Genomic DNA, 26002 nt, shown 5'->3' on the forward strand with positions numbered 1-26002 from the left:
AGGAGACCGTTTGCCCGAGGGCGCGGATGGAACTCGTCCGGTACAGGAGGTGATGGTTGTGCCCGAGCCGGGAAGCAAGAAGTACGACGTCCGCCGAGCGCGGCTGCGCAAGGACGCGGAGCGGTCGGGCGTCAGTGACCAGAACGCCAATGAGGCCGCCAACGAGACGCTGCAGAGCGATCCGAAATGGCAGAGCCGCGGTGCGCGCACCGAGCGGGGCGCCGGCCCGAAGAGCGAGCGCCCCGGAAACACCGACTGACCGCCGCCGGCAGGGCTGAAGAAGTCCGGCGGACCGAGGAACCGGATCCGCCGCCACGCAGGCGGCGGATCCGGTGTGCTGTCCTCGCCCGGAAACCCGGAGGATGTCCGCGCACGGCCGTCACGCCGGCGGCACGATGGCCGAACACGCGGGGCCGCTCGTGACTCCGTCCGACACGCGAGCGGCCCGCCGCGCGTGCGGGGGCAACGGGCGGCGAGTGCGCGGCATGACAGGCGGACGGGTCAGTGCCTCGCGTGGCGGGCGGCGTGGTTGCGGTGGGCGACGGCGGACGGGCCCCGGGGCACCGGAGGCCGTAGGGGACGGCGCAGCCAAGCGGTGGGGCCGTTGCGGCGCGCAGCGGCGGAGAGGCCCGCGCAAGGAGCGGACGCCGGGGGTGGTGGGCGCCCGCGCCGGGGCACGGAGTCACGCGGCCAGCGTCTCGTCCTTTCGGGAGGCGCTCACACGGTTCGTGCTGTACTGCTCCAGCAGCGCGTCGGCCGCGCGCAGGGCCTCCTCGGCGGTGCGGGCTCCGGTCATCACGCACAGCGTGTACGTGGTGTCCTCAAGATCCCTGCTGGTGCGGCCGGTGGGGTGCACGTCGTGTTCGATGCGTGCCTGGGCGAACCGGGCCAGAACGGCTCGCAGTTCCTTCTCCGCCGGAATGATCAAGGCGTTCCCTTTCCTCAGGCTGTCTCGCGGGGCAGCCGACCGGCCGCGCGGAACCGGCTGCGTCCAGACTCTGACGCCACGGCGTACCGCCATGACTCAAGCAAGCTCCAGTTGCCCCGCATCGGAGGGTTCATGCCACCGAGCGTGCTGCCCGTCAGGTCGGCCCCCGCCTGCTTGGTGGAGAGCGACGACGGCTTCGGCGAAGCCTTCCTCGGCCTTGGCTCTTGCCTCATCACCCACCGACGCGTCCAGCGCCTTCGTCGGGAATCTCTTGGTCTTCCGTGCGGAAGGGGGCACCTGGGCGGCGAGGGACCGCCGTGCCGACGTCAGGTCAGCAGTTCCCGCAGCCACGACCGTTCCGCGCGGCTGGTGGCGCGGGCGATGGTGAGCATGCCGCGGCGGTAGGGGTCGTCGGTGTCCTCGGCGCCCAGGAGGCGGTCGCCGTCGTGGAAGAAGCTCGCGGGCTGTTCCAGGAAGTCCAGTCGTCGGCGCAGTACCGCGTGCTGGTCGGCGAGGTCGGGAAGCTGGGAGAGGAAGGCCAGGACCGTGAAGTACCGGGTGCTGTCGCTGATGTCCAGGCCGTCGGCGTCCCGCAGCCGGCGCAGCAGCTCGGTGCGGCCGGCGGCGGTCAGGCTCAGGGTGTGCCGCTGGACGGCCGAGGCGCCCGGCTCGGTTCTGCGGTCGAGCAATCCCGCCTGGACCAGGCGGTTGATCGCCGGATAGAGGCTGCCGTCGCTGACCGGGCGGGCATGGCCGGACAAGTGCGCTATCCGGCGCCGTAGTTGGTATCCGTGCAGTGGCCCCTCGGCCAGGAAACCCAGGATCGCAAGTTCCAGCATGCTGCTACTCTCGCACATCGAAACGAGGTACCTCGAATCGATGCAAGGGATGAGGGGGCGGCAATGACGTACACCGAGGAATGGGTGACCGCGCGGGCGCGGGAGGCCTACGAGCACGGCCGGGCTTCGTTCGACGTACGGCCCGAGCGCACGGCGCTGCTGGTCATCGACATGCAGGACGAATTCGTCCGCCCCGGGTGGAGCCCCTACTGGGTGCCCGCGGCCACCCGGATGGCTCCCCGGCTGAGGCGACTGGTCGAGGACTGCCGAGCCGCCTCGGTCCCGGTGATCTGGACCATCTTCGACGACACCCATCTCGGGCTGGACCGGCCGCACGCCCTGCCCTTCCTCCCCCACGCCGACACCGACTGGCGCCGGCCGGGCCCCGCCGAGGTGTGGGCTCCGATGGGCCGTCGCCCCGACGAGGTCCTGATCCGCAAGCCCTCCTACGGCGCGTTCTACGACACCCCGCTCGACACGGTGCTGCGCAACCTCGGCCGCGACACGGTCATCGTCACGGGCACCCTCACCAACTACTGCTGCGGCACCACGGCCCGGCAGGCGTACGAACGCGGCTACAAGGTCGTCTTCGGAAGCGACACCACGGCCACCGACGACGAGTCCCGCCAGGAACCGGAACTCGCCGTCCTGCGGAAGGGCTTCGCGCTCGTGCTGACCGCCGAGGAGATCACGGACCGGCTGGTCACCCCCGTCCCGGCACCGGAGGGCGGGAACAGGGCGTCCGTCGCCTGACGCGGACGGCGCGGGCACGGACGAACGCGGCGTCCGAAAACCGCCAGCGCGCTCGCGGCCGGCGGAGCCAGAATCCGTTCATGAACGCTGACACGCAGGGAATCCGCATCCGGCACCGCGGGCACGAACCGCAGGTCCATCCCACCGCCTACGTCGCCCCGACGGCCACGCTGGTCGGTGACGTCCGCGTGGGGCCGAGGGCGCGAGTGATGTACGGTGCGGTGCTCGATGCCGAGGGGTCCCGGATCGAGGTCGGGGAGGCCTCGGTGATCTGCGAGAACGCGGTGCTGCGCGGGTCCGCGGTCGCCGGCGATCAGCCGGTGCTCGTCGGCGACCACGTCTTCGTGGGGCCGCACGCCACGCTGCTGGGCTGCGAGACCGGCAGGTGCGTCTACGTGGCGACCACGGCGACGGTCCTGCAGGGCGCGCGGTTGGGGGCCGGCTCGGTGGTCGCTGTCGGCGCGCTCGTCCATGCGCGCACCGTCGTGCCGGACGAGTACTTCGTGCCGCCGCACACCGTGGCGCTCGACGCGCCGGTGCGGCTGCTGGCCCCTGGCGATCCGGGCTTGCCCGAGGCCGTCGGCCGGGTGGGCTTCGCCCAGGTGGCGTTCGGCGTCGATGCGGAGTGGACCGACCGGATCAGCCGGTACGAGCGCATCGCGGAGGTGCGCGTCGCCGAGTTCGGCGCGCACGCGGACGATGAGGTGCTGGATCGCGGGTAGGCCGTCTCGCTCGCATCATTCGATCGTCGGTCCGGTGGTGCCGTGGGCCGACGCGCGGCGGACGCGGATCGCTCCGTTGTTTGCGGACCGGACCCCGAAACGGAGTGGCCGGTGACGGGATCACCGTGAGGTGACCGACGATCGTCCGTGTCCGCCGATCCGCCGCCGGGGCCCGCACAGAGGAGCCCCGGCGGCGGGTTGGCCGGCCATGCCACCGGCTGTTCCCGCGGCGGACCGGTCACCAAGATCCACCTCGCGGCCGACGGCCGCTGCTGCCCGCGGTGTTCGCCCTGACGGGCGGACGAGCCGACGGCACGCCGGCCTTCACGTCGTGGGCATCCTCCTCCGGCCAGCCCGCCGATCCGGACGAAGCGGTCTCGGCTAGGCCTCCGCGAACCAGGAGCGGTCCTGGGCCCAGTGGGTCACCCACCCCGAGAAACCGGGCGTGCCCGGCATCAGGCAGGTGCCCGGCCGGGTGCCGAAGGGTATCGCGCCGTTCTCGTCGATCAGCCAGACGTGACCGCGCTGCGGACCGGTGACGATCAGGTGCCAGTACATGCCGCAGCCGTCGGTGCCCAACAGCAGTGAGCCGTGGTCGTACACGGGGGCCGTCCGGTCCTCGAACTCCTGCTCGGAAAGCGCCGTCTCGTCGTCCTCCATCTCCCACAGCCATGCCTCCGTGAGAGGAAAAGGCTCGGCGAGCAGGCGCTCGGGGCGGCCCGAACCCCAGTCCGGGGGCGTTTGCGCGAGGGGCAGCAGACCGTAGGAGGGCGGCCCCGCGCGCAGTCCGTCGCAGACCTCCGCCACGAACGTGCGGTACGGCTCCGGAAGCACGATGCCGTGCTCCGCCTCGAAGGACCGCACCGCATCCGAGCCGATGGGCGGCAGAGCCTCGGGGCGGGACGCGAAGATCTCGCGGAGGGCGGCCAGTTCGGCCGGGTCACAGACTTCCGTGTTCATGCCGGTCATCATGCAGGAACCGGAGAAGACGGCCCAGCCGCACAGGGGTGGTCGGCGACCGGTGGGCATGGACGGAGCCCGGACGACGCTGTTCCGCTGTCCCCCACGCCGACGGAGCAGTGAAGGCCGTGACCGGTGGCCCGATGCCGCGACGGGTACATCGCCCACACATCCATGCAGGTGGTGTGGGGAAAGGGGGTTTGTTTGCCAGGCGGGTGCCTCGTGGGGGATCGTTGCCGGAAGGAAATGATCCCTTTGGAGTTGGTGAGGTGAGGGATTCGCCCAGCGGGTCCTCGTCATTTGGATTCCACCCGAACGCAGACCGTCACGGACACGGAGCCCGACTTCCCCTGGGGACGTGCTCCGTACCCGGTCCTGGTCGCTGACGCGGCAGGCGTGCTGGTGCGGCTCAATGATGCCGCACAGGTGCTCCTGCCCGCAGCCCGGCCCGGATCCCGCCTGGCCGACCTGGTTCCGGCCTGGCTGGCGGAGGCCGATCAGGCGGTACGCCTGGCCGGCCCCCGCAGCACGCCCTCGCGCATACCGGCGTCCGGCGCGATCGGGACGCGGCGCTTCGAGGCGCACGCCAGCACGCGGGACGACGGCATGGTGGCGTGGTGGCTGGTGGACGACACCGATCGGCAACTCACCCGCGAAGCGCTGCACATGGAGCGGGAGCGGACGGCGTTCCTCGCCAAGGCGTCCAGCGCCCTGCTCTCCTCCCTCAACCTGGCGCGCTGCATGGACATCACCGCGCAGCTGGCCGCCGAGAACCTCGCCGACGCCGCCCTGGCCATCGCACCGGCCCGGGACCGCTGGCTGCCGGTGGTGTCCTGTGTCCGCGGCGGCACCCCCACCGCGGGGAAGGAGGCGATCAGCCCCGACGACGTCCCCGGCCTGGGCGAAGCCCTGCGCGGGTTCCCGCCGGTGCCCTCCCGGTGGATCGACCCGTCGCTGGCGCCGCCGTGGATGATCCCCGAAGGCTTCGGCCCCATCAAGGCCATGGTGATCACCCCCCTGCCCGGGCACGGCGTCCCGGCCGGCGCACTCGTCCTGCTGCGCAAGGAGGGCAGCGCCGCCTTCACGGAGGAGGAAGAGGTCTTCGCACGCCTCTTCGCCGCACGCTCCGGCGCGGCGATGTCGGCCGCCCGCCTGTACGCCGAGCAGACCGCCATCACCGACGTGCTCATGCGGGAGCTGCTGCCCCCGGCCCTGCACCACGTCGCCGGCGTCCACTACGCCGGCGGCTACCGCCCCTCGGCGGACCACGAGCGGATCGGCGGGGACTTCTACGACGTGCACCCCGCCACCCAGCAGGGCGACCCCACACTGGTGACCCTGGGAGACGTCTGCGGCAAAGGCCTGGAAGCCGCGGTCCTCACGGGAAAGATCCGCAGCACCCTGCACGCGCTCCTGCCCCTGGCCGACGACCACCAGCGCATGCTCACCCTGCTCAACGCGGCCCTGCTCGACTCCCACCACACGCGCTTCGCGACCCTCGTCCTGGCATCGGTCGTGCGCGACGGCCACAGGGTCCAGGTGCGGCTGACGAGCGCCGGCCATCCCAAGCCGCTGATCATCCGCACGGACGGCACCGTCGAGGAGGCCGACACCCGCGGCACCCTGGTCGGCGTCCTGCCGGAGGTCCGCGCCCGCACCACCACCGTCACACTCGCCCCCGGAGAATCCTGCGTCCTGTACACCGACGGGATCACCGAGGCCAAGGGCGGCCCGCTGGGCGACACCCTCTTCGGCGAGCAACGCCTCGTCCGCGCCCTGTCCGGCTGTGCCGGAATGCCCGCCGAAGGCATCGTGGAGCACGTCCAGATGCTCGTCTCCCAGTGGCTCGGCAACCGTCGGCACGACGACATGGCCGTCGTCACCATCTCGGCACCCCGCACCCATCACCTGAACGCGGTGGACGGACGCACCCGCGGGAGGTACACCTCATGAACCCCAGCACCCCACCCCGCACCCTCGGCCACCCGCACATCCGCGAACTGACCGACCAACTGTGGAACGCCGTGGCCACCGCGGACGAATACCTGGCCACCGACGTCGTCCTGCGCGCCCTCGACGACGGCGTCGACCCCGAAACGGTCCTCCTCGACGTCATCGCTGCCGTCCAGGGCACCGTGGGCGAGGAATGGGCCGCCAACCGCATCAGCGTCGCCCAGGAACACGCCGCCACAGCCATCAACGAACGCGCCGTCACCGCGCTCGCCCTGCACCCAGCCGCCCGCACCACCCCCCACCGCGGCCGGATCACGGTGGCCTGCGTGGACGGCGAGTGGCACGCCCTGCCCGCCCGGCTGGTGGCCGAAGTGCTCAAGCTGCGCGGCTGGCAGGTCGACTACCTCGGAGCGCAGGTCCCCGCACATCACCTCATCTCCCACCTGCACACCACCAAGGCCGACGCGGTCGCCCTCTCCAGCTCGATCGCCACCAGGCTGCCCACCGCCCACGCGGCCGTCACCGCCTGCCAGGCCATCGGGCTGCCCGTCCTGGTCGGCGGCGCGGCCTTCGGCCCGAACGGCCGCTACGCCCACCTGCTGGGCGCCCAGGCGTGGGCCCCAGACGCCCGCGGCGCCGCGGACCGGCTCGCCCAGGGCCCGCTGCCGCGCCCGCAGATGGACCACCAGCCGGTGGACGACCTGCCGCACCTGGCCGATCAGGAATACACGTTGGTCGTCCGCAACAACCACGCACTGGTCCGGGCCGTGCTCCTCGCCCTGGAGGACGCGTTCCCCGCCATGCGCGCCTACGACGACATACAGCGCGAGCGCACGGCGGAAGACCTCGCCCACATCGTGGACTTCCTCGCCACCGCCCTCTACCTCGGCGACGAGGACCTGTTCACCTGGTTCATCGCCTGGACCGCCGAAATCCTCCAGGCGCGGGGGGTTCCCGCGCGGTCCCTGCCGCCGGCCCTGGACCTCTTCGCCCGCGAGCTCAAGGACTTCCCCCGGGCCCGCCGCATCCTGCGGCGCGGCGTCGAGACCCTCACCACCGACTCCTCCACCACCGCCGGAACGCCCGCATGACCACGTTTCCCCCCAGCCTGCACCTGACCACCGTGACCGCCGAGGACAGCGTCCGCATCGAGATAACCGGTGATCTCGACTACGACAACGCCGGACTCCTCCTGAACGAAGTCACCGCCCGGCTCGGTGCCCGGCCCCGTCCGGGCGACCTGCGTCTGCACTGCGCGGGAGTCGGCGCCATCGACTCCACGGGGCTGTCCGTCCTGCTGATGATCGGCCGCCGCACCGCCGCGGCCGGCACGCGCCTGCACCTGGACGAGCGGCCCGCGATGATGGACCGGCTCCTCGACCTCACCGGTACGCTCGAGTACTTCACCGCCATGACCACCGCGGCGGCCCCGCACACCGCGGCGGAAGGTCCGGCGACCACGTAGACGCCACAGCCGGGCCGGGCTCCACGGCCGCATCGTCCGGCGGAGCGATCACGCCGCCGGCGAAGGTCTCCTCAGGGGTGACGATGGGCGTCCTGCCGTACTCGACCAGCGCACGGGGCAGGACGGGTACGGCAGGACGGGCAGCCGACAGGGCTCCCGGATCGGCAGGTTGAGGCTTCGAACACCTCACCCGACGACGCGGGAGCCCTGCCCGTCGCGGGCACCGGGGCCGTCGCCGGTCCGGTGGCCGCGACAGGCAGGGCTCACAGGATTTCGATGGCGTTGACCTTGGGAGGCCGGTTCGGGTAGCTGATCACCCTGTGACGAGGGATCGTCACCACGGCGCCGTTGGCGTCGTGGAGCCGCACGTCGTTGTTCCCCGTGGAGATCTTGTCGATCCACCACCCGCCGAAGTCCGTCTTGCCGGCGTTCGCGTAGCAGTCCTCGCTCTTCAGGCCGGTGCTGTGGTGGGACTGGATCCGCAGGAAGTCTCCCTGCTCAGCGCAGCTCACCTTGTTGATGGCGTACGCGGTGCCGGTGGGCACCACCATGGTGAACGCGGCCGCTGCGGCGAGCGCCATCACGGTGGCACGCCCGGTCTTCTTCGTCTTCGAGAGCACTGTGTTCCTCGGTCGGTGTCGGACAGAAGTCACGCCTCGCCATGGTCGTCCCGTCGTGCCTGGATCATGTATTCGCCACGCATAGCTGTGGCCTGATCGGACGAGTGCGGTCGCCCGCCTTGACCGACCACCGAACGCGGAACGCGAATCGAGGAGGTATGTCGCTCCGGCATCCTCTCCGGCCCGGGCGGTGCGGAAGTACGCCGAGGGGCATCGCCGAGTTGGGGACCGGAGTGACGGTGTCGTTCAGAATGTTTCATGTAACAGCAAAAAAGCGTCGACTTCAGCTTCCTCCGGCCGGTTCAGGTCCCGTTGTGGTCCGTCTTGGACCTTCATGGACCGTGTCGCACCTTCACGGTTCCCGCCCAGGGTCCCTGGCACCGGGGGACGGTCTGCCTTTCTTGCGCTTGTCTTGCTGTTATTCACTGCTTCCTTGCCATGCAGGCCGAGAGGAACACCCTCGTCCGAGGCGGGCACGGAAGGCGAAGTCAGCACCCGGGACCGATCGGCGCGGACAGACCGTGACGCCGCGCCAGACCCCGGTCCGGCAGCCGGATCCCTACCTCGGCCGGCGCCTGCCCGAACGCCTCACGGACATCACGGGCGTCCGCGGTGCGGGACAGGTCGGCGAGCTCGCACAACGCCGGAGTGACCAGCCCGGCCGCGAGCGCTCCGGCCGCGACCGCCGGCAGATCCTCCGGACGCACCTCACCCGCCCGGCAACGGCACGCCGCCTCGCCCAGGAACGCGAGCCCGCTCCGCACGGAGGTCCCCTGCTTCCGGTGTCGTTCCTCCCGCCCCCCCATGACCCCTACGATGCCGGCACCGTTTCCCGGAAGGCACCCAAGGACGGGTGACTGCGCCCCGGAGACGGGCGCAATCACGGTGCGCAGGACCGGCCCGGCCCTGCGGACCCGGTCCTCGACGCACCCGTGCTGCCCGGCACACCGGGGCGGACACAGACGAAGAGCCATGCGGCCGCACGGACCCGCACCGGGCCTCACGCCGACGGATTTGCGGCTGATCCTTCTCGAGGGACGGCGCCCTCCAGGATCGGATTCACCGTCATCCGCCGGTTCCGCGCCGCGTCCCGCTCACGCACGCCACCGGACTGGATGGCCGCATCGTCGGTGACTAACCTGGGAAGTGCGCACAGATATGCGCGGGCACGTGGCGCCGCCCGGCCCGACGCACCGAAACACCTGCTCACCACAGCCGTGAGCCAGTGGTCTCCGCCCTGGCCCCGCCAGGCAGCGGGACCACGTCGCAGATCCGCTATTCGTGACTGGGGTGCTCCCATGGGCACGATGCAACACGTGGAAGAGATGCAAGTCGTCGAACTGACGGAGGAAGCCGCACCGCTCGAGACCCAGGAACTGGCCGGACCCATCCGGGCCATGAGCGGGAGGGGCCATGGACAGTTCTGGGCCGTTCTCAGCAACGCGGGAGTCAACCGCCACAGCCGAGTCCTCGCGTCGATCACCGAGATCGGGTTCGACGGCGGGGGAGCCTTCCCCGTGAAGGGGCTGGCGCGGTGTGAGGTCAGCAATGTCGTCCCCACCGACGGCAACCAGCTCAACTGCTGGGTGAACATCGGCTGGCAGACCGACCTGGCATACAGGATCTACTTCACCGTCGAATAGGATCGCCGCTTCCCTCCGGAGCCTCGGGCCGACGCGCCCGAGGCTCCGGCCTTGCCGGCCCGGCGCCCCCTCCGCACGTTCCGTGTCCAGGAGACAGGGCCGGCCCCGAGGTCCCACCCGAACCGCCGAAGGCGCGAACCCGCGGCCCGGTGGTCCGACCCGAGCAGTCCGCCGACGGACCGCTGCGCGGTGGAGGCCCAGGCACGGGCCGGTCAGGCCCAGACCTCCGAGAAGTCGACGGCGGCCGCCCACTCCGGGTGGTCTATGAACGGGTTGCGGTTGCCCTGTATCTCCGCGATGGCCGCGTTGCGGTGCAGCTCGTACTCGGTGACCGGCTCCCGCTCGTGCCAGGCCAGCAGAGAGGGCAGCCGGTCCCGGGTGAGCTCTTTCGTGTCGCCGACCTGCTTCGGGTAGCGCAGCAGGAAGTACAGGGTGGCCCTGGCGACGGCGCCCCGGTGGTGCTCCGGTTCGAATCCGTTGTCCTCCCGCAGCCCGCAGTCCTCCCGGTGGACCTCGTCGAACTGGGGGAAGTCCATGTAGGGGATGTTGCTGCGGAAGCTGTTGCAGGCGACCTCGCACGCGAACAGGTGGTGCAGGTCGCCGCGCATGGGCTCGCGCTCGTGGAACCAGGACTGCGGCACGACGTGCTCACAGTTGAACGGCAGCGACGCCTCCAGGGCGTCCAGCTCCGCGGCGAGTTCCGCGGGGCCCACCGAGCTCTCGCGCAGCAGGAACTCCTGCAGTCCGCGCAGCCGGGCCGTCTCCGCGGCGGTGTCGGCGCGGATGAACTCCTCCGCGCCGAACGTCCTGCCCGAGTAGACGCTGCGCAACTGCCGGTCGGGGTGCAGGTCGACCCACGGGTAGACCATCCGTGACGGCTTGTACGACGGGCGCCGCTCGTGGGTCTCCTCCAGCAGCTCGGTCAGCGCCCTGCGCAGCTCTTCGCCGTCCGCGCCGGCGTCCACGCCCGCGTAGTAGGCGTCCCGTGCCGCGGCGTCGGCGGGCGCGTCGTAGTAGACGAGTTCCTCGCCCAGCCGGAGGTTGAGCAGTGCGGCGTCCAGGTCCCGCCGTGCGGCGTCCTCGACCACGGAGACGGTGTCCGTCGGACCCGGCGGAATGCCGGGGGCGGTCTGCGGCGTGCCGGGGGCACGGAACAGTTCGTCCCTCAGCCGCGCCGCCGTGCCGGTCAGGGTGAGCCGGCTCAGGGTCCTCAGCACGCTGCTGATGCGCACGCCCTCGTTGGCCTTCCACGCCAGCCGGTGCTCTCCCATGCCCGGCTGCCAGAGCGACCCGTCCACGGCCAGCAGGCGGCCCTCGCCGTCGGTCTTCGGAACGGCGGAGTGGTGCAGCGCGACGACCTCCCACTGGTCGTTGAAGACCGGGGAGCCCGAGGAGCCGGGAGCGGTGTCGGTGACGTAGTGGAGGAACCGGTCGAGGACGTCGACGATCTGGTTCTCCCGCAGGGCGAGCTGCTTCGGCTCCCCGTTGGGGTGCTGGATGATGTTGACAAATTCCCCGAGGACGGCCTTTCCCTCCGCCCCGTCCAGGGGCAGCCAGTGGAATTCCGCGAGTTCCTCGTTCGCCTGGTTCCGCCCGGCCACGGCGACCACGGTGAAATCGAGGTCCCGGTCGGTCGCGAAGAACTTCTGCGGCTCGAGCGGGAAGACCGCCGGATTCAGCGGGCGTCCGTCGAGGCCCGCCTGGAAGTTGAACTCGATCACGGCCCGTGCGGCTTCGTCCGCGGTGCGCAGGACGTGGTTGTTGGTCATCAGCAGCGAGGGGGACACCATGAAACCGGTGCCGTGGCGCACGCCCCCGGGGACCTTGAGCGCGATCCGTCCGATCGGCCGGGAGGCCAGGTGCCCGCCCTCGAGGAAGGCCACGCCCGTGAGGTCGTTGCGGCCCATCAGCCGTTCCAGGCCGAGGACGTCGGCGCCGAACGCGTTCGGCCCCAGCGGCAGCGTGCTGCCCGTCGTCGTGCGCGGCACCGTCTCCATGCGTTCGACCGAGCGGGCGAGTGACCAGTCGGCGTTCAGCCGCGCCAGCCGTTTGGTGACCCGGTCGGGGTCGTCGGCGTACAGCACGCCCCGGCGGTCGATGGTCCGGCAGGTCTCCTCCCGCTGCGCGGTCCGCTCGTGGAACCGCGCCCCGGCCCGTTCCAGCTGGTACAGGTAATCCGTCCCCGTCTGAGAGACGTTTTCCACGGTGGTCATGACTGAATTCCTCCGTTCCGGTTCACCCTTTCCAGTGTGCGCGCCGATCACGACGAATTCCTCCCGGGATTTCATGTCCGGTTCAAATGTCCCCTCTTCAATCAGAGGGAATCGCGTCGGCCGCGCTTTCGGAATTTCCGCCCCGCGGAGGGCGCCGCGGGCGGGCCGGGAGGAAGGTCTTCCCCGAACTCCGGTGCACCGCGACGGCGTCCTCGGGGACGCCCTCGAAGAAGTCACCCCTCCCGTCGGCACGGGCCCTGCGCGGCGGGGCCGGTCCGAAGAGCCTCGGTATCGTGACCGGTGATCACCAAGGCCGGGGATTACCCGTATGCAAGAGCTGCGGGACATGGGTGTCCGGCACGCCCGGAGAGGCGCACACCGGATGAGTGACGGGCGGAGCAGGGCGAGGGAGGAGTCCCTCGGCAGGGCGTTCGCCGGCGCCTCGCGCGTCGAGTGCGGTCCCGTGGACGTCGAGGCGGCCCGCCTCGCCTACCGGAGGGCGGGGTTCGACGTCACCGGTGAGCTCGTGGAGTTCCTGGAGACGTACGGCGAGACGACGGTCTTCTGGCCGTCACACGTCACCGGGGACGAGACGTCGCTGACGATCTCGGTCGGGGAGGCCACGGAGGCGTTCGCGCCGAACGTGCGGTGTTTCGAGAAGCGTCTCGGCATGTCCGCCCTGCCGGTGGGCATCGCCTTCGAGACCGAGGAGATGGTTCTCCTCGCCGAGAACGGTGACATCGTCCTCGGCGGTGACGCAGGGGTCCAGCGGGTCGCGCACGGCTTCGAGGAAGCCGTGCGGGCCCTGATCTCGGGCGACTGGGACATGAGATTTTTCTAGGTTCGTCCGGACGATCAAGGTGCCGGCGGCCGAGGCACGGCGGGATCGCGGACGGCCGCCTCGGCTTGAGGGCATGGCCGGCGCACGACGTCGTGTGCCAGGGTTGCGGGTATGGATTGGCAGTCCGAAAGCCCGGAACTCTGGGCGTTCCTGGAGTCCCTGCGTTGCGGCGACATCCTGTCCGGCACCGTCGCGGCGGTCGAACGGTTCGGGGTCTTCGTGGCCCTGGACGACGGGCCCGGTCACCCCACCCTGCCCGGTGCCGGGTTCCTCGGTATCCCCGAACTGTCCTGGCGGCACTTCGATGATCCCGTCGATGTCGTTCAGGTAGGGCAGCGTGTCTCGTGCGAGTTCCTCGGGTTCGACACCTACAACGCCGAGGCCAGACTGTCCTTGAAGGCACTGGAGCCCGACCCTCTCCAGGCTTTCGCCGACCGCGCGGTGGTGGGCCAACAACTCCGCGGGACGGTCGAGAAGGTGGTTCCCATCGGCGTCTTCGTCGACCTCGGGGACGGGATCGTCGGGCTGGTCCCCTTCAGGGACATCGACGGCCGCCCTGCGGCAGGTCCGGCGGAAGACTTCGAGGCCGGGGAGGAGATCGCCGTCGTCGTCTCGGAGATCGATCTGCCGACCCGGCGGGTGTTCCTCTCCAGGCCGAGGAGCGGTCGGCACGCGGATGTCGTGCTGCCCAGGTGACGACCGCCGCGCCCGAATGGTCCAGGCCATTTCGTTCGGATCAGCCGGTCTCTGATCCGGTGTGCCGTTGGCTGATGCGCAGTGGGCGCGGATCGAGCCGTTGCTCCCGGGCCGCACGCCGAAGCGGGGTGCCCGTCGGCGGGACCACCGTGAAGTGATCGACGCGATCGCCCGGGGAGCCGCCTGCCCTCCTCATCGTCCGGGCGTGCGTTCACCACGACCAGCTCGTCGCCCTCGCGGAAGGGACTGTGGGCTCTGGGCCGGCACCGGCACTCGAGTCCTCCGGCACGGCAGGGCAGCGGAGCAGGCCCAGCTCGGCAGTGGCGATGTGGGGCGGGTACCGGAGCTGTACGGCAGGCCGAAGTGGCGCCTTGCCGGTGCTCGGTTCTTTTCGGTGTGCCGAGCCGTTGCCCGCGGAGGTCATCCGGCCATGTCGGTCTCGTCGAGCTTGCAGATTGCAGCGGTGGTTTCGACGCCGTCGTCGTGCAGCAGTTGACGCATGCGGGAGACGTCGATGAAGGCGGCGTCGAGGGGATGCGTGAACAGGCGTGAGAGCGCAGTGCCGTACTTGGCCATCGAGCTTTTGCCCGGGATGAAGATCGACAGTTCGTCACGGGCTTCGAAGAGCTGCACCTCGATGTCGCCGGGCAGAGCTGTCACCGTTTTCTCGTCCGCCGTGATGGGGATCTTCACCAGCCAGCGCTGTCCCTCGGCTGTACGCCACTGCCTCTCCTGCTCCGGGGTCTCTGCGGCCCAGGCACGCCAGGGGGTCCCCGAGACAACGGCGCCGCACGACTCCACAGTCTTGACCACGTTCTGAACGGTGGCGGTGACGGCGGCATCGATTTCGGCCCAGTCGTGGGGGCTGTCCCCGATCCAGGTCCCGGGCACCAGCTTCGACGCCACGGTCATCTCGGGTACGTGGCTCAGGCGCACCGTCGGCCACGAGTTGAGGAACCCGCGCGCGTCGCTGATCGCCTCGTCCTGGGCCTGCCGCTGGCGCTGCACCTCCGCACTGTGCTGCTGCAGCAGGGCGGGCGCCGCGTCCGGCTCGTCGAGAGCGCGTCGGACCAGCTTGACGCTCATCCCCGTGCCGCGCAGTGTGGTGATGAGCATGGCCTGCTCGACCTGCTCAAATGTGTACGCGCGGTAGCCGGTCTGTTCGTTGACGTCGGCCGGGACGAGCAACCCCTCGGAGTGGTAGAACCGCAGCGTCTGCGGCGGCAGATGGCACATTTCGCTGAATTCGCTGATCGTCAACATGACGCCAGTCTCGCCCTTACAGCAACTACAAGGTCAATCGGCGTGTCGGGGCCGGGCTCATGAGTGGCTGGTGTCGTTGGACGTTGTTTCTCATGGCGTGATCGCTCGCTGATCCGCGCGTGACGGATCTCGTTGAGCGGCTGGTGCCGGACGAGTTGTGGGTCCTGTCCAGGCGGGTGGTGCCGCCGACAGTGACCACACGTCCACAAGGCGGTGGCCGACGCCGGGCGGGTGACCGCGAGGCCCTGGCCGCGATCATCTTGGTGGTGACTTCGGGCTGCACGTGGCGGCAGTTGCCGCCGGCTGCACCGCCGCTACGAACGCAAAGCCGAACACTTCCTCACCTTCGTCGGCATAGCCGCAGCCCTCATCGGCTACCGCCGCCTGGCGAGCTCGCTCACGGCCTGAGCCGGTTCTGCTGCACGTCGAAGCAGATCAGCCCCATGGACTCCGCCACGGCTGCCGCGTAGGACGACGCTTCCTCGGCCCTGTCCCATGCCAGCCCGAAGTAGACCAGCGGGCCGCTGGCACCGTCGAGCTCGTGACCGCCCCATGGATGGACCGGTTCGACGACCAACGCCTGCACACCGCGGTCGGGACCACCCCGCCGCAAGAACACGAGACCGGCTACTACGCGCTCAACACCAGCCCCAACCGGCGTCTGGAGGCCGCGTGCAAAGCCTCCACCGATCCCGGAGCGGTTGCCGTGCCCCTCGCTCCGGGGTGCCGCACTCACAGGTCTGGAAGCACGCCCGATCCAGGAGTCCCCGCGTCAAGTGGGCGGTGTCCCCAGGAGGAAGGTGTCGGTCATCTTGGACGTCCCGAAGCGGAAGAAAACCACCTGGGCCCGGCGGCCAGGGACCCGGACCGGTCGGTACAGCTCAAGGAGGATCCACTGGTCCACCGCCGACGGAGCATCGCATTCATCCGCGGCACATACAGGTATAAGACATCGAGCAATTGGCCGGAAGCCCCATAAGTGATCGATCGGCCAAAAACCCCTCTTCAGCGCCTTACGGGCAGGATGCCATTCTGACTACCGTTCCCTTCCGCAACGTCGGTCCGAAACCGAGAGGCCAAGAAGCCCATGAAGTTACGCCAGTCCTTGGTGGCGACACTCACCGCCGTACTCCTCGCCGCCGGTTACCTCCTGACCGGATCCGCGTCGGCCTCGGCCGGCCCCCAGGCGGCCCAGCAACTCCAGAACCGGGTCGACGCGTACATCGAGAAGCACCCCGAGGCCCAGCAGATCTCGGCCGACACCCTCAAGATCCCGGGCGGCACCGTCACCCTTGCCGCGCCCGGAACCGACCGGACCAACAGCCCGACGGCCATCAGCTGCTCCAACTACTACCTGTGCATCCAGGACGGCTACGGCGACCGCTACAACTACTACACCTGCGGTCTGTACTCCTTCAGCGGACTCGGTGACGGCGTGTTCAACAACAACCAGTCCTCAGGCACGGTCGCCAGGTTCTACAACTCCGACCGCAGTCTGCGCTGGACGAACACCGCCAAGGACACCGGGACCGCCTCCTGGACCCCGGTCTACTACATCCGGCCCTGCTGACGCGTATCCACCCGTCGCCGTGCAACCGCGGACCCCGCTGAAGCCGGCCACGGTGTGAGGCCCTCGATGCCCCCGAGCCCCCGTCGACCGCGGACTCGGGGGCATCGCGCTTGCCGGCCGCCCTGGCCGCACCTGTACCCGGCGACCGGCGGGGGGCATCGAGTCCGGTCAGCAGTCCCACGGTCAGGGAGTTGCGGGGCAGGCGCTTGAAGCGGGCGCGGACGGTCACGCGCAGGTCGGGGGCCTTGTCCCGGGCGGCTGCACCCGGGCCCCGGCCGGGCCGGCCGTCGGCCTTGAGGTGTCCGAGGAGATCCAAGGCGTGGTACTCCCCGCGACGGGCCGGGTCGAGCGGGCCGGGCGGCGGAGCGGCTGGAGGAGTTGGCCGGGTGCGCCCGGCGGAGCGGCCGGGGGCCGGGCGGCGGAGCGGCTGGAGGAGTTGGCCGGGTGCGCCCGGCGGAGCGGCCGGGGGCCGGGCGCCGAGGGTGGCGGCCCGGCCCCCGGGAGGTTGCGGGGTCGGTGGGTGCGTCAGTCGGCGAAGTTGGCACCGAGCAGGGGGGTGCCGCTGGTGGACACGCCGAGCGCCGACGGGGAGAGGGCGCGGGAGCCGGTGGTGGTGATCCTGCTTCCGTCGGACGGCAGGAAGGTGATGGAGCCGTTGCCGTCGTTCTCGCCGCTGCCGACGACCACGTCGGCCCTGCCGTCGCCGGTGACGTCGTCCAGCTTCACGTCCCTACCGAGCAGGTCGTAGTTCTCGTTGGAGCCGGGCACGCCCGCGGTGTCCTGGTGGAAGGACTGGGCGCCGGCACCGGTGATGCCGTCGGCGGTGCCGTAGAGAACCACGACGTCGCCCGTGTCGGTGGCGCTGCCGATGTTCTCGCCCGCCGCCCCGATCACCAGGTCGAGGTAGGCGTCGCCGTTGACGTTGCCCAGGTCCAGCTCGTAGCCGAAGGCGTCGTCGGTCTCGCTGGTGCCGGGGACGCCCGCGGTGTCCTGGGTGATGCCCTGGACGGCGCCCGCGCCGGACGCGCTGCCGTAGGTGATCCACACCTTGCCGCCCTTGGCGGCGTAGGGCATGGTCATGCCGTCCTCGACCGCGTCCCAGGAGGCGCCGGTGACGATGTCGCCGAAGTGGTCGCCGTCGATGTCGCCGATGCCGGTGATGACGCCGGGGCGCAGTTTCTGGTAGGCGGAGGCGTTCAGGCCCGAGCCGCCGCCGAGCAGCAGGAAATTGGCGTTCCAGCCCTGGTCGCTGTCGGCCTCGTAGCCGCTGACGACCAGGTCGGTGGCGGCGTCGCCGTTGACGTTGCCTGCGGTGAGGTCGGCCGGCGCCGCGTCGGTGCGGATGGGCGCCTGCAGCGTCTGGCGGCTGCCGTAGGCGCCGTCCTTCGTGATGCCGCCCTTGAGGACGTACACCTTGCTGTGGTCGGTGCCGACCGCGAGGTCCTGCTTGCCGTCGCCGTCGAAGTCGCCGGCAGCGAACCTGCGCCCCCACAGGTCGTGCGAGCTGCCGGCCGGGTCGGCGATCTGGACGGAGCCGGCGCCGGTGATGCCGGCGGCCGAGCCCCACAGGATGGTGAGCATGCCGGCGTCCTTGTCGGTGCCGAGGTCCTCGCCGTAGGCGCCGACCGCGAGGTCGTCGTAGCCGTCGCCGTTGAAGTCGGCGTAGGCGTTGTCGTAGCCGAAACGGTCGCCCGTCTCGGCGCTGCCGGGCACGCCCGACGTGTTCTGGCTGATCACGGAGCGCTTGGTGGCGGTGGGGCCGGTGCCCTTGACGCCGTAGACGATGACCATCTGGCCGGCGTCGGCCTTGCCGCCGACGTACGCGGCGGACGCGGAGGTGGCGACGTCGCCGATGCCGTCGCCGTTGAAGTCGGCCTGCGTGGCGACCGTGCCGTCGACGGCGACGGCGGACGTGGCGGCCATGAAGGTCAGCAGCGGGCCGGTCACCACGGCGGCGGCAACGGTCGCGAGGGTGGTGCGGGTCTTACGGTGCATTCGGGATCCCTCTGGAGGGCGGGATGGCCAGGCGGGGCCCGTCCCGTGTGGAGAACGTCCGGCGTGATCGCCTGGACGCCGGTCAAGACCCGCGACCCGGGCGAAAAGTTGTACGGAAATCGAGAAGGAAGTGAACGGATGACGGAGGCCACCTTCGTCACCCCGCCCTCGCCCTCACGTGACCGGCCGTCCGGCGGCGGGCCGGGCCCAAGGCTGCCGGGTGTCTTCTGTAGCGCTCCTGGTCCTGGCCGGTCTTCGGCCCGCCCGTGGGGGCATCACGCTGTCACGCCCGGCGCGTGTTCCTCTGCCGGCGGGTGTTGATTGCAGGTCACGGGCGGGTTCTCCGGGAGCGTGACAGGCGGCGTGTCAGGGCGCGTGACACCGGTTCTCGCGCGACCGGGTAGGGGAACAGCACTGTCCTCTGACAGCGCTGCCGGATCGTCTGCCGTTGAAGTTGGACCGCCGGCGCCGGGCGATGAGGAGCCGGACGCTATGCGCTGCGCCCGGTGGCGAGGCGGACGAAGCCGGCGATGCGCGGGTGGAACGTCAGCGCGCACTGCTCGCCGAGAGCCGAACGCACACCCGCCACCACATCGGCGTCCGGCGCACCGAACACCTCGAAGCGCTCCACCTGGCAGTGCTTCATCACCTCTTGGATGTAGGGATCCGCCAGCTTCCAGTGGAGGCGGACCGCGTCGGAGTCCTGATAGAGCTGGAAGCTGTGGGCGAGCATCCGCTCCTCGTCGATGAAGGTCTCCACCATCAGCTGAGGACCGTGCTGCTCCGCGAACGCGACTGCCTTGGTGACGGCGTCGCGGAAGCCCTCCAGATGACCTTCGGTGATGCGCATGGTGTTCCGGAAGAGGAGATTCGTCGAGTCGTGAGTGGTCATGGCTCGACACTCGCTCCTCAACCATGGTTGAGGTCAAGTATGGACTTTCCCCGCATCCTCCTCGACCTCGTAGGCGTCGAATCAGGTCGGGCAAGGTTCCGACATGACGCCGCTGCTGTGACCTTCCGGCTCCCGGTCCGACTTCACTGCCACGCACCGGGTGACGGTCCGGCCTCGGGGGCGAACAATCCAGGTGGCTTGCTTCGGTTTGACGGACATCCCAGGTCAGGGGTTGAGCCCTCGGAAGGATGTCCACCCTGGAGAGCATGGGAAGGAAGAAGCCGTGCCCTCGCCGCTCGTTCACACCGGAATGCAAGGCCGGGATTGTCGAGTTGTGCCTGCGTGGGGACTGCTCGATCGGTCAGGTCACCAAGGACTTCGACCTGACCGGGACCGCGGTGCGGCTGTGGGTGAACCAGGCCCAGGTCGACGACGGTGAGAGGGACGGCCTGACCAGCGCCGAGCGGGACGAGTTGGTCCAGCAGGGCCGCAGCCCGCACCGCGATCTTCGAGTACGTCGAGGGCTGGTACAGCGTCCGCCGCCTGCACAGCACCCTGGGCCACCGCAGCCCCGCCGACCACGAGACCGCCCCCGCGGCCTGACCGACACGACCACCGTGTCCGTCACAGCGGAGCAAGTTCAGTCGGCGTCCTTGTTCACGAGGCGCCTGTCGCGGTTGCAGCACGGAGCACGGCTGCTACGTGGATCGGGCGTCCCGTAGCCGGTCGAAACGGGCGATGACCGGGCCTGCGGTGATCCCGTGCAGCACCACTGAGGCCAGCACGGTGAAGGTGACCACTGCCCACAGCTCCCGCTCCGGGACAGCGAAACCATGCTGGCCCAAGGCGTAGGCAAGGTAGTACAGCGAACCGATCCCCCGGACGCCGTACGCCGCCACGACCCAGCGTTCCCGGCTCCCCAGGGAGCTCCGCAGCAGTCCGGCCCACCCCGACAGCGGCCGGATCACCAGCAGCACCAGGCATGCGGTGACCGCGCCCTGCCACGTAAGAGCAGACAGGCCGCCCAGCGCGATGAAAGCACCCGTCAAGAACAGCACTGCCGCAGTCAGCAGGCGCTCCACCTGCTCCATGAAGTCGTGCAGGACGTTGTAGTAGCCGTGGGACCGCTCGGCGGCCCGGATGGCGCACGCGGTGACGAACACCGACAGGAAGCCGTACCCCCCGGCGAGTTCCGTCACTCCGTAGGACAGGAAGGTGGCGCCCAGCGCGACGAAGCCCTCCCGGTGCTGGGACAGCCGCAGCGCCCTCGGTCGTGCCCGGAAGAACAGCCAGCCGAGCAACCGCCCCATCAGCAGTCCGCCCAGCACGCCGACAACGCATTTGTACGCGAGGTCCTGCGCGGCCCACGGGCCGATCCACCCGGCCGACCAGCCGCTGCCTGCGGCGGCGGCCAGCCCCACGGCCGCGTACGTCAGCGGAAAGGCGAGTCCGTCGTTCAGGCCGGCCTCACTGGTGAGAGCGAACCGCGCCTCGTCCTCATCGTGTTCGTCATCGGTGGGTTCGCCCACCCGCACTTCCGCGGCGAGCACCGGATCGGTCGGTGCCAGGACAGCCCCCAACAGCAGCGCGGCGGCCGGGGGCCAGTCCAGCAGCCACCAGGCCACCAGCGCGGTGATCAAGAACGTCAAGGGCATGGTGACACCCAGCAATCGCCAGGTCGCGCCCCACCGGTGCCGCCCGACGGGTCGGTTGAGTGCCAGCCCCGCACCCATCAGCGAGATGATCACCACGATCTCGGTGACGTGCTCGGCCACCACCCGGTCATCCACCGGATCGATCACGGGCAGTGGCAGTGGCAGAGGCAGCAGGTACACGCCGATGCCGCACAGCAGGAAGACCAGCGGTAGCGACAGCGGTCGTCCGGACAGGACCCGAGGCAGCACGGCCGCGAGCAGCGCTCCGCCCCCCAGCCACGCGAATACCGCGTCCGCGCTCATCACCGGTACGACCCGCCCTTCTCACCACCATGGACCATTGGGTGTGCCCTGCTGGGCGTTCCGGCCGAATACCCCACATCCCGCAGGTCATGGACCACAACGAGCTGCGAGGCTCAAGCCGTCGTCGGCCGGGCATGGGCGGCTTTCCCGACAGGGACCCACGTGTGGTCGGCGACGAAGACGCAACCTCCCTCCCGCGCGCAATGACGTCGCAAGAACCGAACCGATCCACGGATCCGAAGCGGAAGCCGGGGGCGGCGGTGCCGAAGTCGATGAAGGCGGCGGGGATGTCGTCCGCGAAGACGGTGTTGTTCGACCCCGGGTCGTGGCGGCAGACGACGGGTGCCGGCCGGCCAGGCGGCTGCCGCGGGTGGCGGCGTGGAAGGAGCGGAGCAGGGAGCCGGCAGCGGCCGCCTGGGGATCGGCCCAGCGCTGGAAGCGGGCGGGCACCCGGCCGGGGAGGCAGGGGTGCCCGTACACCTGGTGGGCGACCGCGGTGTGCCCGCGGGAGGCCGACCGCCGGTTTCTCCTGTGCGCGGTTCTTTCAGAGGTGGGCTTCCTCTTCCCGCTCGTCGAAGTCCTCGCGTGCGCGTTCGATCGCGGGCATGTTCTGTGAGGCCCATGCCAGCAGTACGTCGACGGGGTGCCGGAGGGTCTTGCCGAGGGGCGTGATCCGGTACACGACCGCCACGGGGCGGGTGGAGGCGACCTTGCGCTCGACCACGCCGTTGCGTTCGAGTCGCCGGAGTGTCGCGGTCAGCGATTTCTGCGTGACCTGGGGGATGGCCCGGCGCAGTTCGTTGAACCGGCACGGGCGTTCACAGAGTTCGTTGAGGACGCTGAGCGACCACTTGTCGAGGATCTGGTCGAGCAGTTCGCGGTGCGGGGCGTCGATGCGGAGTTCGTCGTCGGTATCCATGGCGAAACCTGGTCTCGTTGAAGTGTCCTTCTTCCACTAGGTAGCTTAAAGATACTTACCTTGGAGGAGCGAAAGTCATGACTGTTCAGCACTTCACGCCGGAAGGCATGCTGCAGCCGGTCCCGTACCACCACGTCGCCGTGGGCACCGGGACGAAGCACGTCCACGTCAGCGGGCAGGTCGCGCGCCGGGCCGACGGGACTCCGGTCGCGCCCGGTGATCTGGCCGGGCAGGTCGCCCAGGCGCTGCGCAACACCGCCATCGGGCTGGCAGGCGCGGGCGCGTCGTTCGCGGACGTGCTGCGCCTGACGTTCTACGTGACCCGGTGGAGCCCGGAGAAGATCAGCGACTTCATGGGCGGTGTGGAGGCCGTCGCCGACGAGATCGGGCTCCGGCTTCCCCTGCCGCCCGCCTCCCTCATCGGTGTCGAGTACCTCTTCGAGCCGGATGTTCTCGTCGAGGTCGAGGCGACCGCGCTCCTCGACTGATCTTCGAGGCGGTCCAGCCGTACCTCGACGCGGCCGCGTGAAGGAGTGGCGGTGGCCGGCCCGCTGCCGGCCGGCACGGTGTCCTTGCGGAACCGTCTGCGCTGCCGGAACGCGAGCGACGGGTCGAGGTGGTCGATGATGCGGTCCGCGGCCGGCTTCGCCGCCCCGAACAACGGCGCCGACCGCCGCAGGGTGAGGTTCGTGCGTCATTACGCGGCAACCAGGACCCGGTCCCCCCGAGGCAGGCTCCAGGGCCTGCCCCTGCGGACCGGGTCCGCGCCCTTGCGCCGCAGCGCGGTGACCAGATTGCCGGACCGACGCGGGCTCAGCCCGGTGAACGGGTTGCCCCGGAGGGCTCCGGCGCCGTGATCACCACACACGGTCGAATCGCTTCAGGGGACCAGTGCATCGGTGACCCGGGCCAGTCGGGAGGCGGGCCAGGCGAAATGGTTGGCCGGGTTGCGGAAGGAGTGTCCGCCGTCGTTGATCCGGTAGCCGCCCTCAGCCGTGGACCAGGACACGTGACCGCACGGCCCCCCGTCGTCCAGAAGGGCCTCGGCGAACCGCTCGGGCTGCTCGACCCGGGTTCGGGCGCGCAGTGCCGCCGTCAGGCGGTCGACGGCATCCTCCGGCACGGCGTCGTCACCGAACGCGGGCAGCAGGAGCAGCAGCCGGGCGTGGGGATCCGTGGTGCTGCCGCCTGGCAGGCCGTTGTCCGCCGCGGCGGTCAGCTCGGACCACGACAGGCCGGGGCCCATGAAGTGCCCTTCGTCCTGTGCGAGGTGTTCCACCGCGTCCCAGTCGGGGTGGTGCAGGAGGTAGTCGACGCCTTCGTCCTCCTTGAAGGCGCGGTACACCACGTACAGGCGATGGCGAGCGGCGAGCGGCACCGTGAAGACGGGCCAGGTCTCGCCTCCCAGCAGCCGGGACTGCAGAGCTCCAGCCGCTTGCTCGTCGGCGCCGCCTACGAGTTCCTCAGCCGCTTCGCCGTCGGAGTAGCAGTTGTACAGATGGCCCAGCCAGAACAGGTGGTCGCCCAGGAGCTCGGGCAGGTGGACGAATGGGCCGCTGTCGTAGCCGGGCAGCCGAGCGGGGTGAGTCTCCGAGGTGTTCGTCACGGAGGTCATCCTCCCCCGGTGGTCCCACCGGCGTCAGGGACGGCACCGGAGGGCTTTGCGGCACAGCTCTTGGGCCGTGCGGGAGAGGGGGAGGCCCGTCCCCGTCAAAGCGTTGTCGGTCTCATCTCCTCGGTTCGCAGCGGTGCACGGCGGCAGGAACACATGACGAAGGACTTCATCCTGCCCGGGCGGGAGCCTGACAGGGCGAACGTTGCCCGATGCGGCACCAGGCCCTGTCCGGCAAATGATCTTGTCGAGTCGAAGCGCGACAGTCGTCACGAAGCAGCTTGTCGTTACCGGATGGGACCGCGCATTCCGCGCCGGCGGGTGAACGCTGGGGCCGACGGGTCTGGGCGGCAGATCTGACGGACAGGACCGGTGGGTGGTGATCGAGCTGTCAGTGGCTGTCCCTAGGGTCCCCCCATGACAAGAGACCTGGTCCAGGATTCGTGGAACCGTATCGACGAGTGGCTGCGCGAGCACGCCCCCCGCACCTTCGCCACGCTGGGGCCACCTGCCGGCCATGAGGAGATGGCGGCGGCGCAGGAGGAACTGGGTGTCACCTTCCCTCCCGACCTGATCGCGTCACTGCTCCGGCACGACGGGGCCGTGGACGGGGCGGAGGCCTTCCTGTTCAGCACGCACGACCGGCTGCTCGGAGTGGCGGGGATCATCGAGGACACCACGTTCATGCGCTGCCTCGCCGAAGACCTCGACGAGGAGGAGGCCGAGTCCTACTGGCACCACGGTTACGTGAAGTTCGGTTCCTACGGGGTGACGTCCGACGGTCTCATGGTCGACTGCCGCCCCGGGCGGGACTCGTTCGGTGCGGTCGGACGGTTCTTCGACGAGACCGGTACCGATTTCGGGCGCGCCGACTCGCTGGGTGAGTATCTGGCGGAGCTGGCCGACCAGCTCGAGCGCGGCCAGGACGGGGGTGCCGTCACCTTCAACGGCCGGCTGTTCTGGGAGCTGGCCAGCCCCGCCGGCCCGGAGTGGGGCAGCGCCGACGATCCCCTTCCCGCACCGGACGAGCAGCTGCCGGAGCTGGACCTCTCCTGCAGCCCCACCGACCTCCTCCACGTGAGCCGTCTGGACGAATTCGAGGAACTCGGCGCGCTGATCGCGGTCCTGCCGCGTGAGCGGGTGGCCGATGCCGCGCGGAAGCAGCTGCGCAGACTGGCCGTCGAGACGGGCCTGGAAAAGTACCCGGAGGTCAGGTCGGCCCTGGACGCGTGGGAGCGCGGTGAAACTCCACCACGGCCGCAGCAGACCGACCCGCTGGCCCTGCGGCTGCGCAAGGTGCTGGCGCAGGCGGACACCCACCGGGACAACCTTCGCAAGCGGGCCGCGGAGGAGGTGGTCCACGGGATCTGGGGCTCGCCCCACAAGTCCGTGTGCGGGATCGCGGGGACCCGCAGCCGCCTCACGGCCGACTGGCGTGCGGACCTGCACGCGGACCTGGGCAACCCGCCGCTGCCGTCGATACCCGACGAGCGCTTCTGGGGGGCCCTGCGCAACCCCGCCGTCGACTCCGGCTGGTGGGCAGCCCAGTACGCCCAGGACCAGGGCTGATCCCCGAGGGCTCCCGTTCCGCGTGGGCGCTTGGTCCGGCAGGGCCCGCCGGACCAAGCGCCCGGTCGCACCGGGACCGGCGGACAGGGCGTGCGAGGGCCGGCCGCCCGGACCGCGGGGTCGCTCAGGCGGCTGCGGAACTGCGGAAGCGGTGACGTCGGCTCCGCTTCGCTCAGGCCGGTGACGGGCAGCGCCGCACCGGCGACAACCAACCGCTATGCCTCGCCCGGCTGAAGCCGCAGGTCGGAGGAGCAGGCACGGCCGCGTTCCCGGCGGAGCACTGGAGGGCGAGCAGTGCCTCGGCCGGTGCCGCCGCCCGTGACCCGGGCGCGCGGGCAGCCGCCGGGGCCTGCCGCCTTTCGCCGCCCGGCTGTTGGCGTGGTCGTACGAGGCGCTCCTCCCGGCATCGGTGTGCGTGCCTTCCCGGTGTACCGCGCGGCCCGGCCCCCGGCCGTGTACGCGCGGGCGGACCCGGGTTCCTCCGCGTCGCCCTCCGGGTTTCCCCGCACCGGGCTTCTTCGGTGCCGCCGCTCCAGGGTGAGGACGGCTTGGTGATGGACGTCATGCGGCTCGGGCTGCGGCGGGCTCTGC

The 26002-nt window shown here is 70.4% G+C and carries 25 protein-coding genes and 1 pseudogene; 13 read left to right on the forward strand and 13 right to left on the reverse strand.

Annotated elements, in window-relative coordinates; genetic code table 11:
• Positions 1–52: 52 nt before the first annotated feature.
• Positions 53–259 (forward strand): hypothetical protein, encoded by a 207-nt coding sequence (locus tag A2U95_RS28755; RefSeq protein WP_166028323.1) that lies wholly within the window; start codon positions 53–55, stop codon positions 257–259.
• A 423-nt stretch (positions 260–682) separates the two neighbouring features.
• Here the strand turns inward: A2U95_RS28755 and A2U95_RS28760 are convergent, their stop codons facing one another.
• Positions 683–928 carry a DUF5133 domain-containing protein gene (locus A2U95_RS28760; protein ID WP_166028325.1) on the reverse strand — a complete coding sequence of 82 codons (246 nt, stop codon included), beginning with the start codon at positions 926–928 and terminating at the stop codon, positions 683–685.
• A 326-nt stretch (positions 929–1254) separates the two neighbouring features.
• The gene (locus A2U95_RS28765; RefSeq protein ID WP_166028327.1) at positions 1255–1767 is read right to left on the reverse strand and encodes a PadR family transcriptional regulator; all 513 of its coding nucleotides are present in this window, start codon (positions 1765–1767) and stop codon (positions 1255–1257) included.
• A gap of 63 nt (positions 1768–1830) precedes the next feature.
• On the opposite strand from A2U95_RS28765, the gene A2U95_RS28770 reads away from it, so the two are divergent.
• Both A2U95_RS28770 and A2U95_RS28775 read left to right on the forward strand, forming a co-directional pair.
• Positions 1831–2520, forward strand: a complete 690-nt coding sequence (locus A2U95_RS28770; RefSeq protein WP_166028329.1) for a cysteine hydrolase family protein — start codon at positions 1831–1833, stop codon at positions 2518–2520.
• A gap of 80 nt (positions 2521–2600) precedes the next feature.
• The gene (locus A2U95_RS28775; protein ID WP_166028331.1) at positions 2601–3242 is read left to right on the forward strand and encodes a gamma carbonic anhydrase family protein; all 642 of its coding nucleotides are present in this window, start codon (positions 2601–2603) and stop codon (positions 3240–3242) included.
• Between the two features lie 381 nt (positions 3243–3623).
• Here A2U95_RS28775 and A2U95_RS28780 read toward each other — a convergent pair whose 3' ends face one another.
• On the reverse strand, positions 3624–4214 hold the full coding sequence (locus tag A2U95_RS28780; RefSeq protein ID WP_166028439.1) for an SMI1/KNR4 family protein: 591 nt from the start codon (positions 4212–4214) through the stop codon (positions 3624–3626).
• A gap of 390 nt (positions 4215–4604) precedes the next feature.
• Between A2U95_RS28780 and A2U95_RS28785 the strand changes: the two genes are divergently transcribed.
• From A2U95_RS28785 to A2U95_RS28795, 3 genes are read left to right on the forward strand one after another with little or no spacing between them, the layout of a single operon-like run.
• Entirely contained in the window at positions 4605–6155 is a 1551-nt protein-coding gene (locus A2U95_RS28785) for a PP2C family protein-serine/threonine phosphatase (protein ID WP_166028441.1), read from the forward strand.
• A complete protein-coding gene (locus A2U95_RS28790; RefSeq protein ID WP_166028333.1) occupies positions 6152–7246 on the forward strand; it encodes a cobalamin B12-binding domain-containing protein in 1095 nt (364 codons plus the stop codon). The genes A2U95_RS28785 and A2U95_RS28790 overlap by 4 nt, the downstream gene beginning before the upstream one ends.
• The gene (locus A2U95_RS28795; RefSeq protein WP_166028335.1) at positions 7243–7620 is read left to right on the forward strand and encodes an STAS domain-containing protein; all 378 of its coding nucleotides are present in this window, start codon (positions 7243–7245) and stop codon (positions 7618–7620) included. The genes A2U95_RS28790 and A2U95_RS28795 overlap by 4 nt, the downstream gene beginning before the upstream one ends.
• Positions 7621–7883: 263 nt before the next feature.
• On the opposite strand, the gene A2U95_RS28800 is transcribed toward A2U95_RS28795, so the two are convergent.
• The gene (locus A2U95_RS28800; protein ID WP_166028443.1) at positions 7884–8201 is read right to left on the reverse strand and encodes a beta/gamma crystallin domain-containing protein; all 318 of its coding nucleotides are present in this window, start codon (positions 8199–8201) and stop codon (positions 7884–7886) included.
• Positions 8202–9556: 1355 nt separating this feature from the next.
• Here A2U95_RS28800 and A2U95_RS28805 point away from each other — a divergent pair.
• Positions 9557–9883, forward strand: a complete 327-nt coding sequence (locus A2U95_RS28805) for a hypothetical protein (protein WP_166028337.1) — start codon at positions 9557–9559, stop codon at positions 9881–9883.
• Between the two features lie 212 nt (positions 9884–10095).
• Here the strand turns inward: A2U95_RS28805 and A2U95_RS28810 are convergent, their stop codons facing one another.
• Complete coding sequence (locus A2U95_RS28810) at positions 10096–12096, reverse strand: endonuclease (RefSeq protein WP_166028339.1); 2001 nt, start codon at positions 12094–12096, stop codon at positions 10096–10098.
• 382 nt (positions 12097–12478) lie between these two features.
• On the opposite strand from A2U95_RS28810, the gene A2U95_RS28815 reads away from it, so the two are divergent.
• Positions 12479–12937 carry an SUKH-3 domain-containing protein gene (locus A2U95_RS28815; RefSeq protein WP_166028341.1) on the forward strand — a complete coding sequence of 153 codons (459 nt, stop codon included), beginning with the start codon at positions 12479–12481 and terminating at the stop codon, positions 12935–12937.
• A gap of 111 nt (positions 12938–13048) precedes the next feature.
• Positions 13049–13633, forward strand: coding sequence for a S1 RNA-binding domain-containing protein (locus A2U95_RS28820; protein ID WP_166028343.1), 585 nt, complete (start codon positions 13049–13051; stop codon positions 13631–13633).
• Between the two features lie 420 nt (positions 13634–14053).
• Here A2U95_RS28820 and A2U95_RS28825 read toward each other — a convergent pair whose 3' ends face one another.
• Complete coding sequence (locus A2U95_RS28825) at positions 14054–14896, reverse strand: MerR family transcriptional regulator (RefSeq protein WP_166028345.1); 843 nt, start codon at positions 14894–14896, stop codon at positions 14054–14056.
• A gap of 119 nt (positions 14897–15015) precedes the next feature.
• Between A2U95_RS28825 and A2U95_RS33470 the strand changes: the two genes are divergently transcribed.
• Entirely contained in the window at positions 15016–15366 is a 351-nt protein-coding gene (locus A2U95_RS33470; protein WP_277351001.1) for a transposase, read from the forward strand.
• On the opposite strand, the gene A2U95_RS28835 is transcribed toward A2U95_RS33470, so the two are convergent.
• Positions 15294–15473, reverse strand: coding sequence for a hypothetical protein (locus tag A2U95_RS28835; protein WP_166027910.1), 180 nt, complete (start codon positions 15471–15473; stop codon positions 15294–15296). The genes A2U95_RS33470 and A2U95_RS28835 overlap by 73 nt on opposite strands.
• Before the next feature lie 510 nt (positions 15474–15983).
• On the opposite strand from A2U95_RS28835, the gene A2U95_RS28840 reads away from it, so the two are divergent.
• The gene (locus tag A2U95_RS28840) at positions 15984–16466 is read left to right on the forward strand and encodes a hypothetical protein (RefSeq protein ID WP_166028347.1); all 483 of its coding nucleotides are present in this window, start codon (positions 15984–15986) and stop codon (positions 16464–16466) included.
• A gap of 525 nt (positions 16467–16991) precedes the next feature.
• On the opposite strand, the gene A2U95_RS28845 is transcribed toward A2U95_RS28840, so the two are convergent.
• From A2U95_RS28845 to A2U95_RS28865, 4 genes are all read right to left on the reverse strand, one after another.
• Positions 16992–18461, reverse strand: coding sequence for a VCBS repeat-containing protein (locus A2U95_RS28845; RefSeq protein ID WP_166028349.1), 1470 nt, complete (start codon positions 18459–18461; stop codon positions 16992–16994).
• Between the two features lie 490 nt (positions 18462–18951).
• Positions 18952–19353 (reverse strand): hypothetical protein, encoded by a 402-nt coding sequence (locus A2U95_RS28850; protein WP_166028351.1) that lies wholly within the window; start codon positions 19351–19353, stop codon positions 18952–18954.
• A 698-nt stretch (positions 19354–20051) separates the two neighbouring features.
• A complete protein-coding gene (locus tag A2U95_RS28855; protein WP_166028353.1) occupies positions 20052–21314 on the reverse strand; it encodes a cation:proton antiporter in 1263 nt (420 codons plus the stop codon).
• A gap of 541 nt (positions 21315–21855) precedes the next feature.
• On the reverse strand, positions 21856–22230 hold the full coding sequence (locus tag A2U95_RS28865; protein WP_166028355.1) for a winged helix-turn-helix transcriptional regulator: 375 nt from the start codon (positions 22228–22230) through the stop codon (positions 21856–21858).
• 77 nt (positions 22231–22307) lie between these two features.
• Between A2U95_RS28865 and A2U95_RS28870 the strand changes: the two genes are divergently transcribed.
• The gene (locus tag A2U95_RS28870; protein WP_166028357.1) at positions 22308–22718 is read left to right on the forward strand and encodes a RidA family protein; all 411 of its coding nucleotides are present in this window, start codon (positions 22308–22310) and stop codon (positions 22716–22718) included.
• A 35-nt stretch (positions 22719–22753) separates the two neighbouring features.
• Here A2U95_RS28870 and A2U95_RS33120 read toward each other — a convergent pair.
• Positions 22754–23127, reverse strand: a pseudogene (locus A2U95_RS33120) (IS5/IS1182 family transposase); the annotation flags it as partial.
• Complete coding sequence (locus A2U95_RS28880; RefSeq protein ID WP_206283100.1) at positions 23111–23836, reverse strand: hypothetical protein; 726 nt, start codon at positions 23834–23836, stop codon at positions 23111–23113. The gene A2U95_RS28880 and the pseudogene A2U95_RS33120, both read right to left, overlap by 17 nt.
• A 423-nt stretch (positions 23837–24259) precedes the next feature.
• Here A2U95_RS28880 and A2U95_RS28885 point away from each other — a divergent pair, with 423 nt between their 5' ends.
• A complete protein-coding gene (locus tag A2U95_RS28885; protein WP_166028361.1) occupies positions 24260–25411 on the forward strand; it encodes an SMI1/KNR4 family protein in 1152 nt (383 codons plus the stop codon).
• Positions 25412–26002: the final 591 nt, after the last annotated feature.

The sequence above is a fragment of the Streptomyces chilikensis genome (assembly GCF_001642695.1).
In the GTDB taxonomy this organism is placed as follows: domain Bacteria; phylum Actinomycetota; class Actinomycetes; order Streptomycetales; family Streptomycetaceae; genus Streptomyces; species Streptomyces chilikensis.

Bases quoted from the DNA above. Each gene is read 5' to 3' on its own strand.
- A2U95_RS28755 (WP_166028323.1), top strand. From the start codon at position 53: ATGGTTGTGCCCGAGCCGGGAAGCAAGAAGTACGACGTCCGCCGAGCG.
- A2U95_RS28765 (WP_166028327.1), bottom strand. From the start codon at position 1,767: ATGCTGGAACTTGCGATCCTGGGTTTCCTGGCCGAGGGGCCACTGCAC.
- A2U95_RS28770 (WP_166028329.1), top strand. From the start codon at position 1,831: ATGACGTACACCGAGGAATGGGTGACCGCGCGGGCGCGGGAGGCCTAC.
- A2U95_RS28775 (WP_166028331.1), top strand. From the start codon at position 2,601: ATGAACGCTGACACGCAGGGAATCCGCATCCGGCACCGCGGGCACGAA.
- A2U95_RS28780 (WP_166028439.1), bottom strand. From the start codon at position 4,214: ATGATGACCGGCATGAACACGGAAGTCTGTGACCCGGCCGAACTGGCC.
- A2U95_RS28790 (WP_166028333.1), top strand. From the start codon at position 6,152: ATGAACCCCAGCACCCCACCCCGCACCCTCGGCCACCCGCACATCCGC.
- A2U95_RS28795 (WP_166028335.1), top strand. From the start codon at position 7,243: ATGACCACGTTTCCCCCCAGCCTGCACCTGACCACCGTGACCGCCGAG.
- A2U95_RS28800 (WP_166028443.1), bottom strand. From the start codon at position 8,201: ATGGCGCTCGCCGCAGCGGCCGCGTTCACCATGGTGGTGCCCACCGGC.
- A2U95_RS28810 (WP_166028339.1), bottom strand. From the start codon at position 12,096: ATGACCACCGTGGAAAACGTCTCTCAGACGGGGACGGATTACCTGTAC.
- A2U95_RS28815 (WP_166028341.1), top strand. From the start codon at position 12,479: ATGAGTGACGGGCGGAGCAGGGCGAGGGAGGAGTCCCTCGGCAGGGCG.
- A2U95_RS28820 (WP_166028343.1), top strand. From the start codon at position 13,049: ATGGATTGGCAGTCCGAAAGCCCGGAACTCTGGGCGTTCCTGGAGTCC.
- A2U95_RS28825 (WP_166028345.1), bottom strand. From the start codon at position 14,896: ATGTTGACGATCAGCGAATTCAGCGAAATGTGCCATCTGCCGCCGCAG.
- A2U95_RS28840 (WP_166028347.1), top strand. From the start codon at position 15,984: ATGAAGTTACGCCAGTCCTTGGTGGCGACACTCACCGCCGTACTCCTC.
- A2U95_RS28845 (WP_166028349.1), bottom strand. From the start codon at position 18,461: ATGCACCGTAAGACCCGCACCACCCTCGCGACCGTTGCCGCCGCCGTG.
- A2U95_RS28850 (WP_166028351.1), bottom strand. From the start codon at position 19,353: ATGACCACTCACGACTCGACGAATCTCCTCTTCCGGAACACCATGCGC.
- A2U95_RS28865 (WP_166028355.1), bottom strand. From the start codon at position 22,230: ATGGATACCGACGACGAACTCCGCATCGACGCCCCGCACCGCGAACTG.
- A2U95_RS28870 (WP_166028357.1), top strand. From the start codon at position 22,308: ATGACTGTTCAGCACTTCACGCCGGAAGGCATGCTGCAGCCGGTCCCG.
- A2U95_RS28885 (WP_166028361.1), top strand. From the start codon at position 24,260: ATGACAAGAGACCTGGTCCAGGATTCGTGGAACCGTATCGACGAGTGG.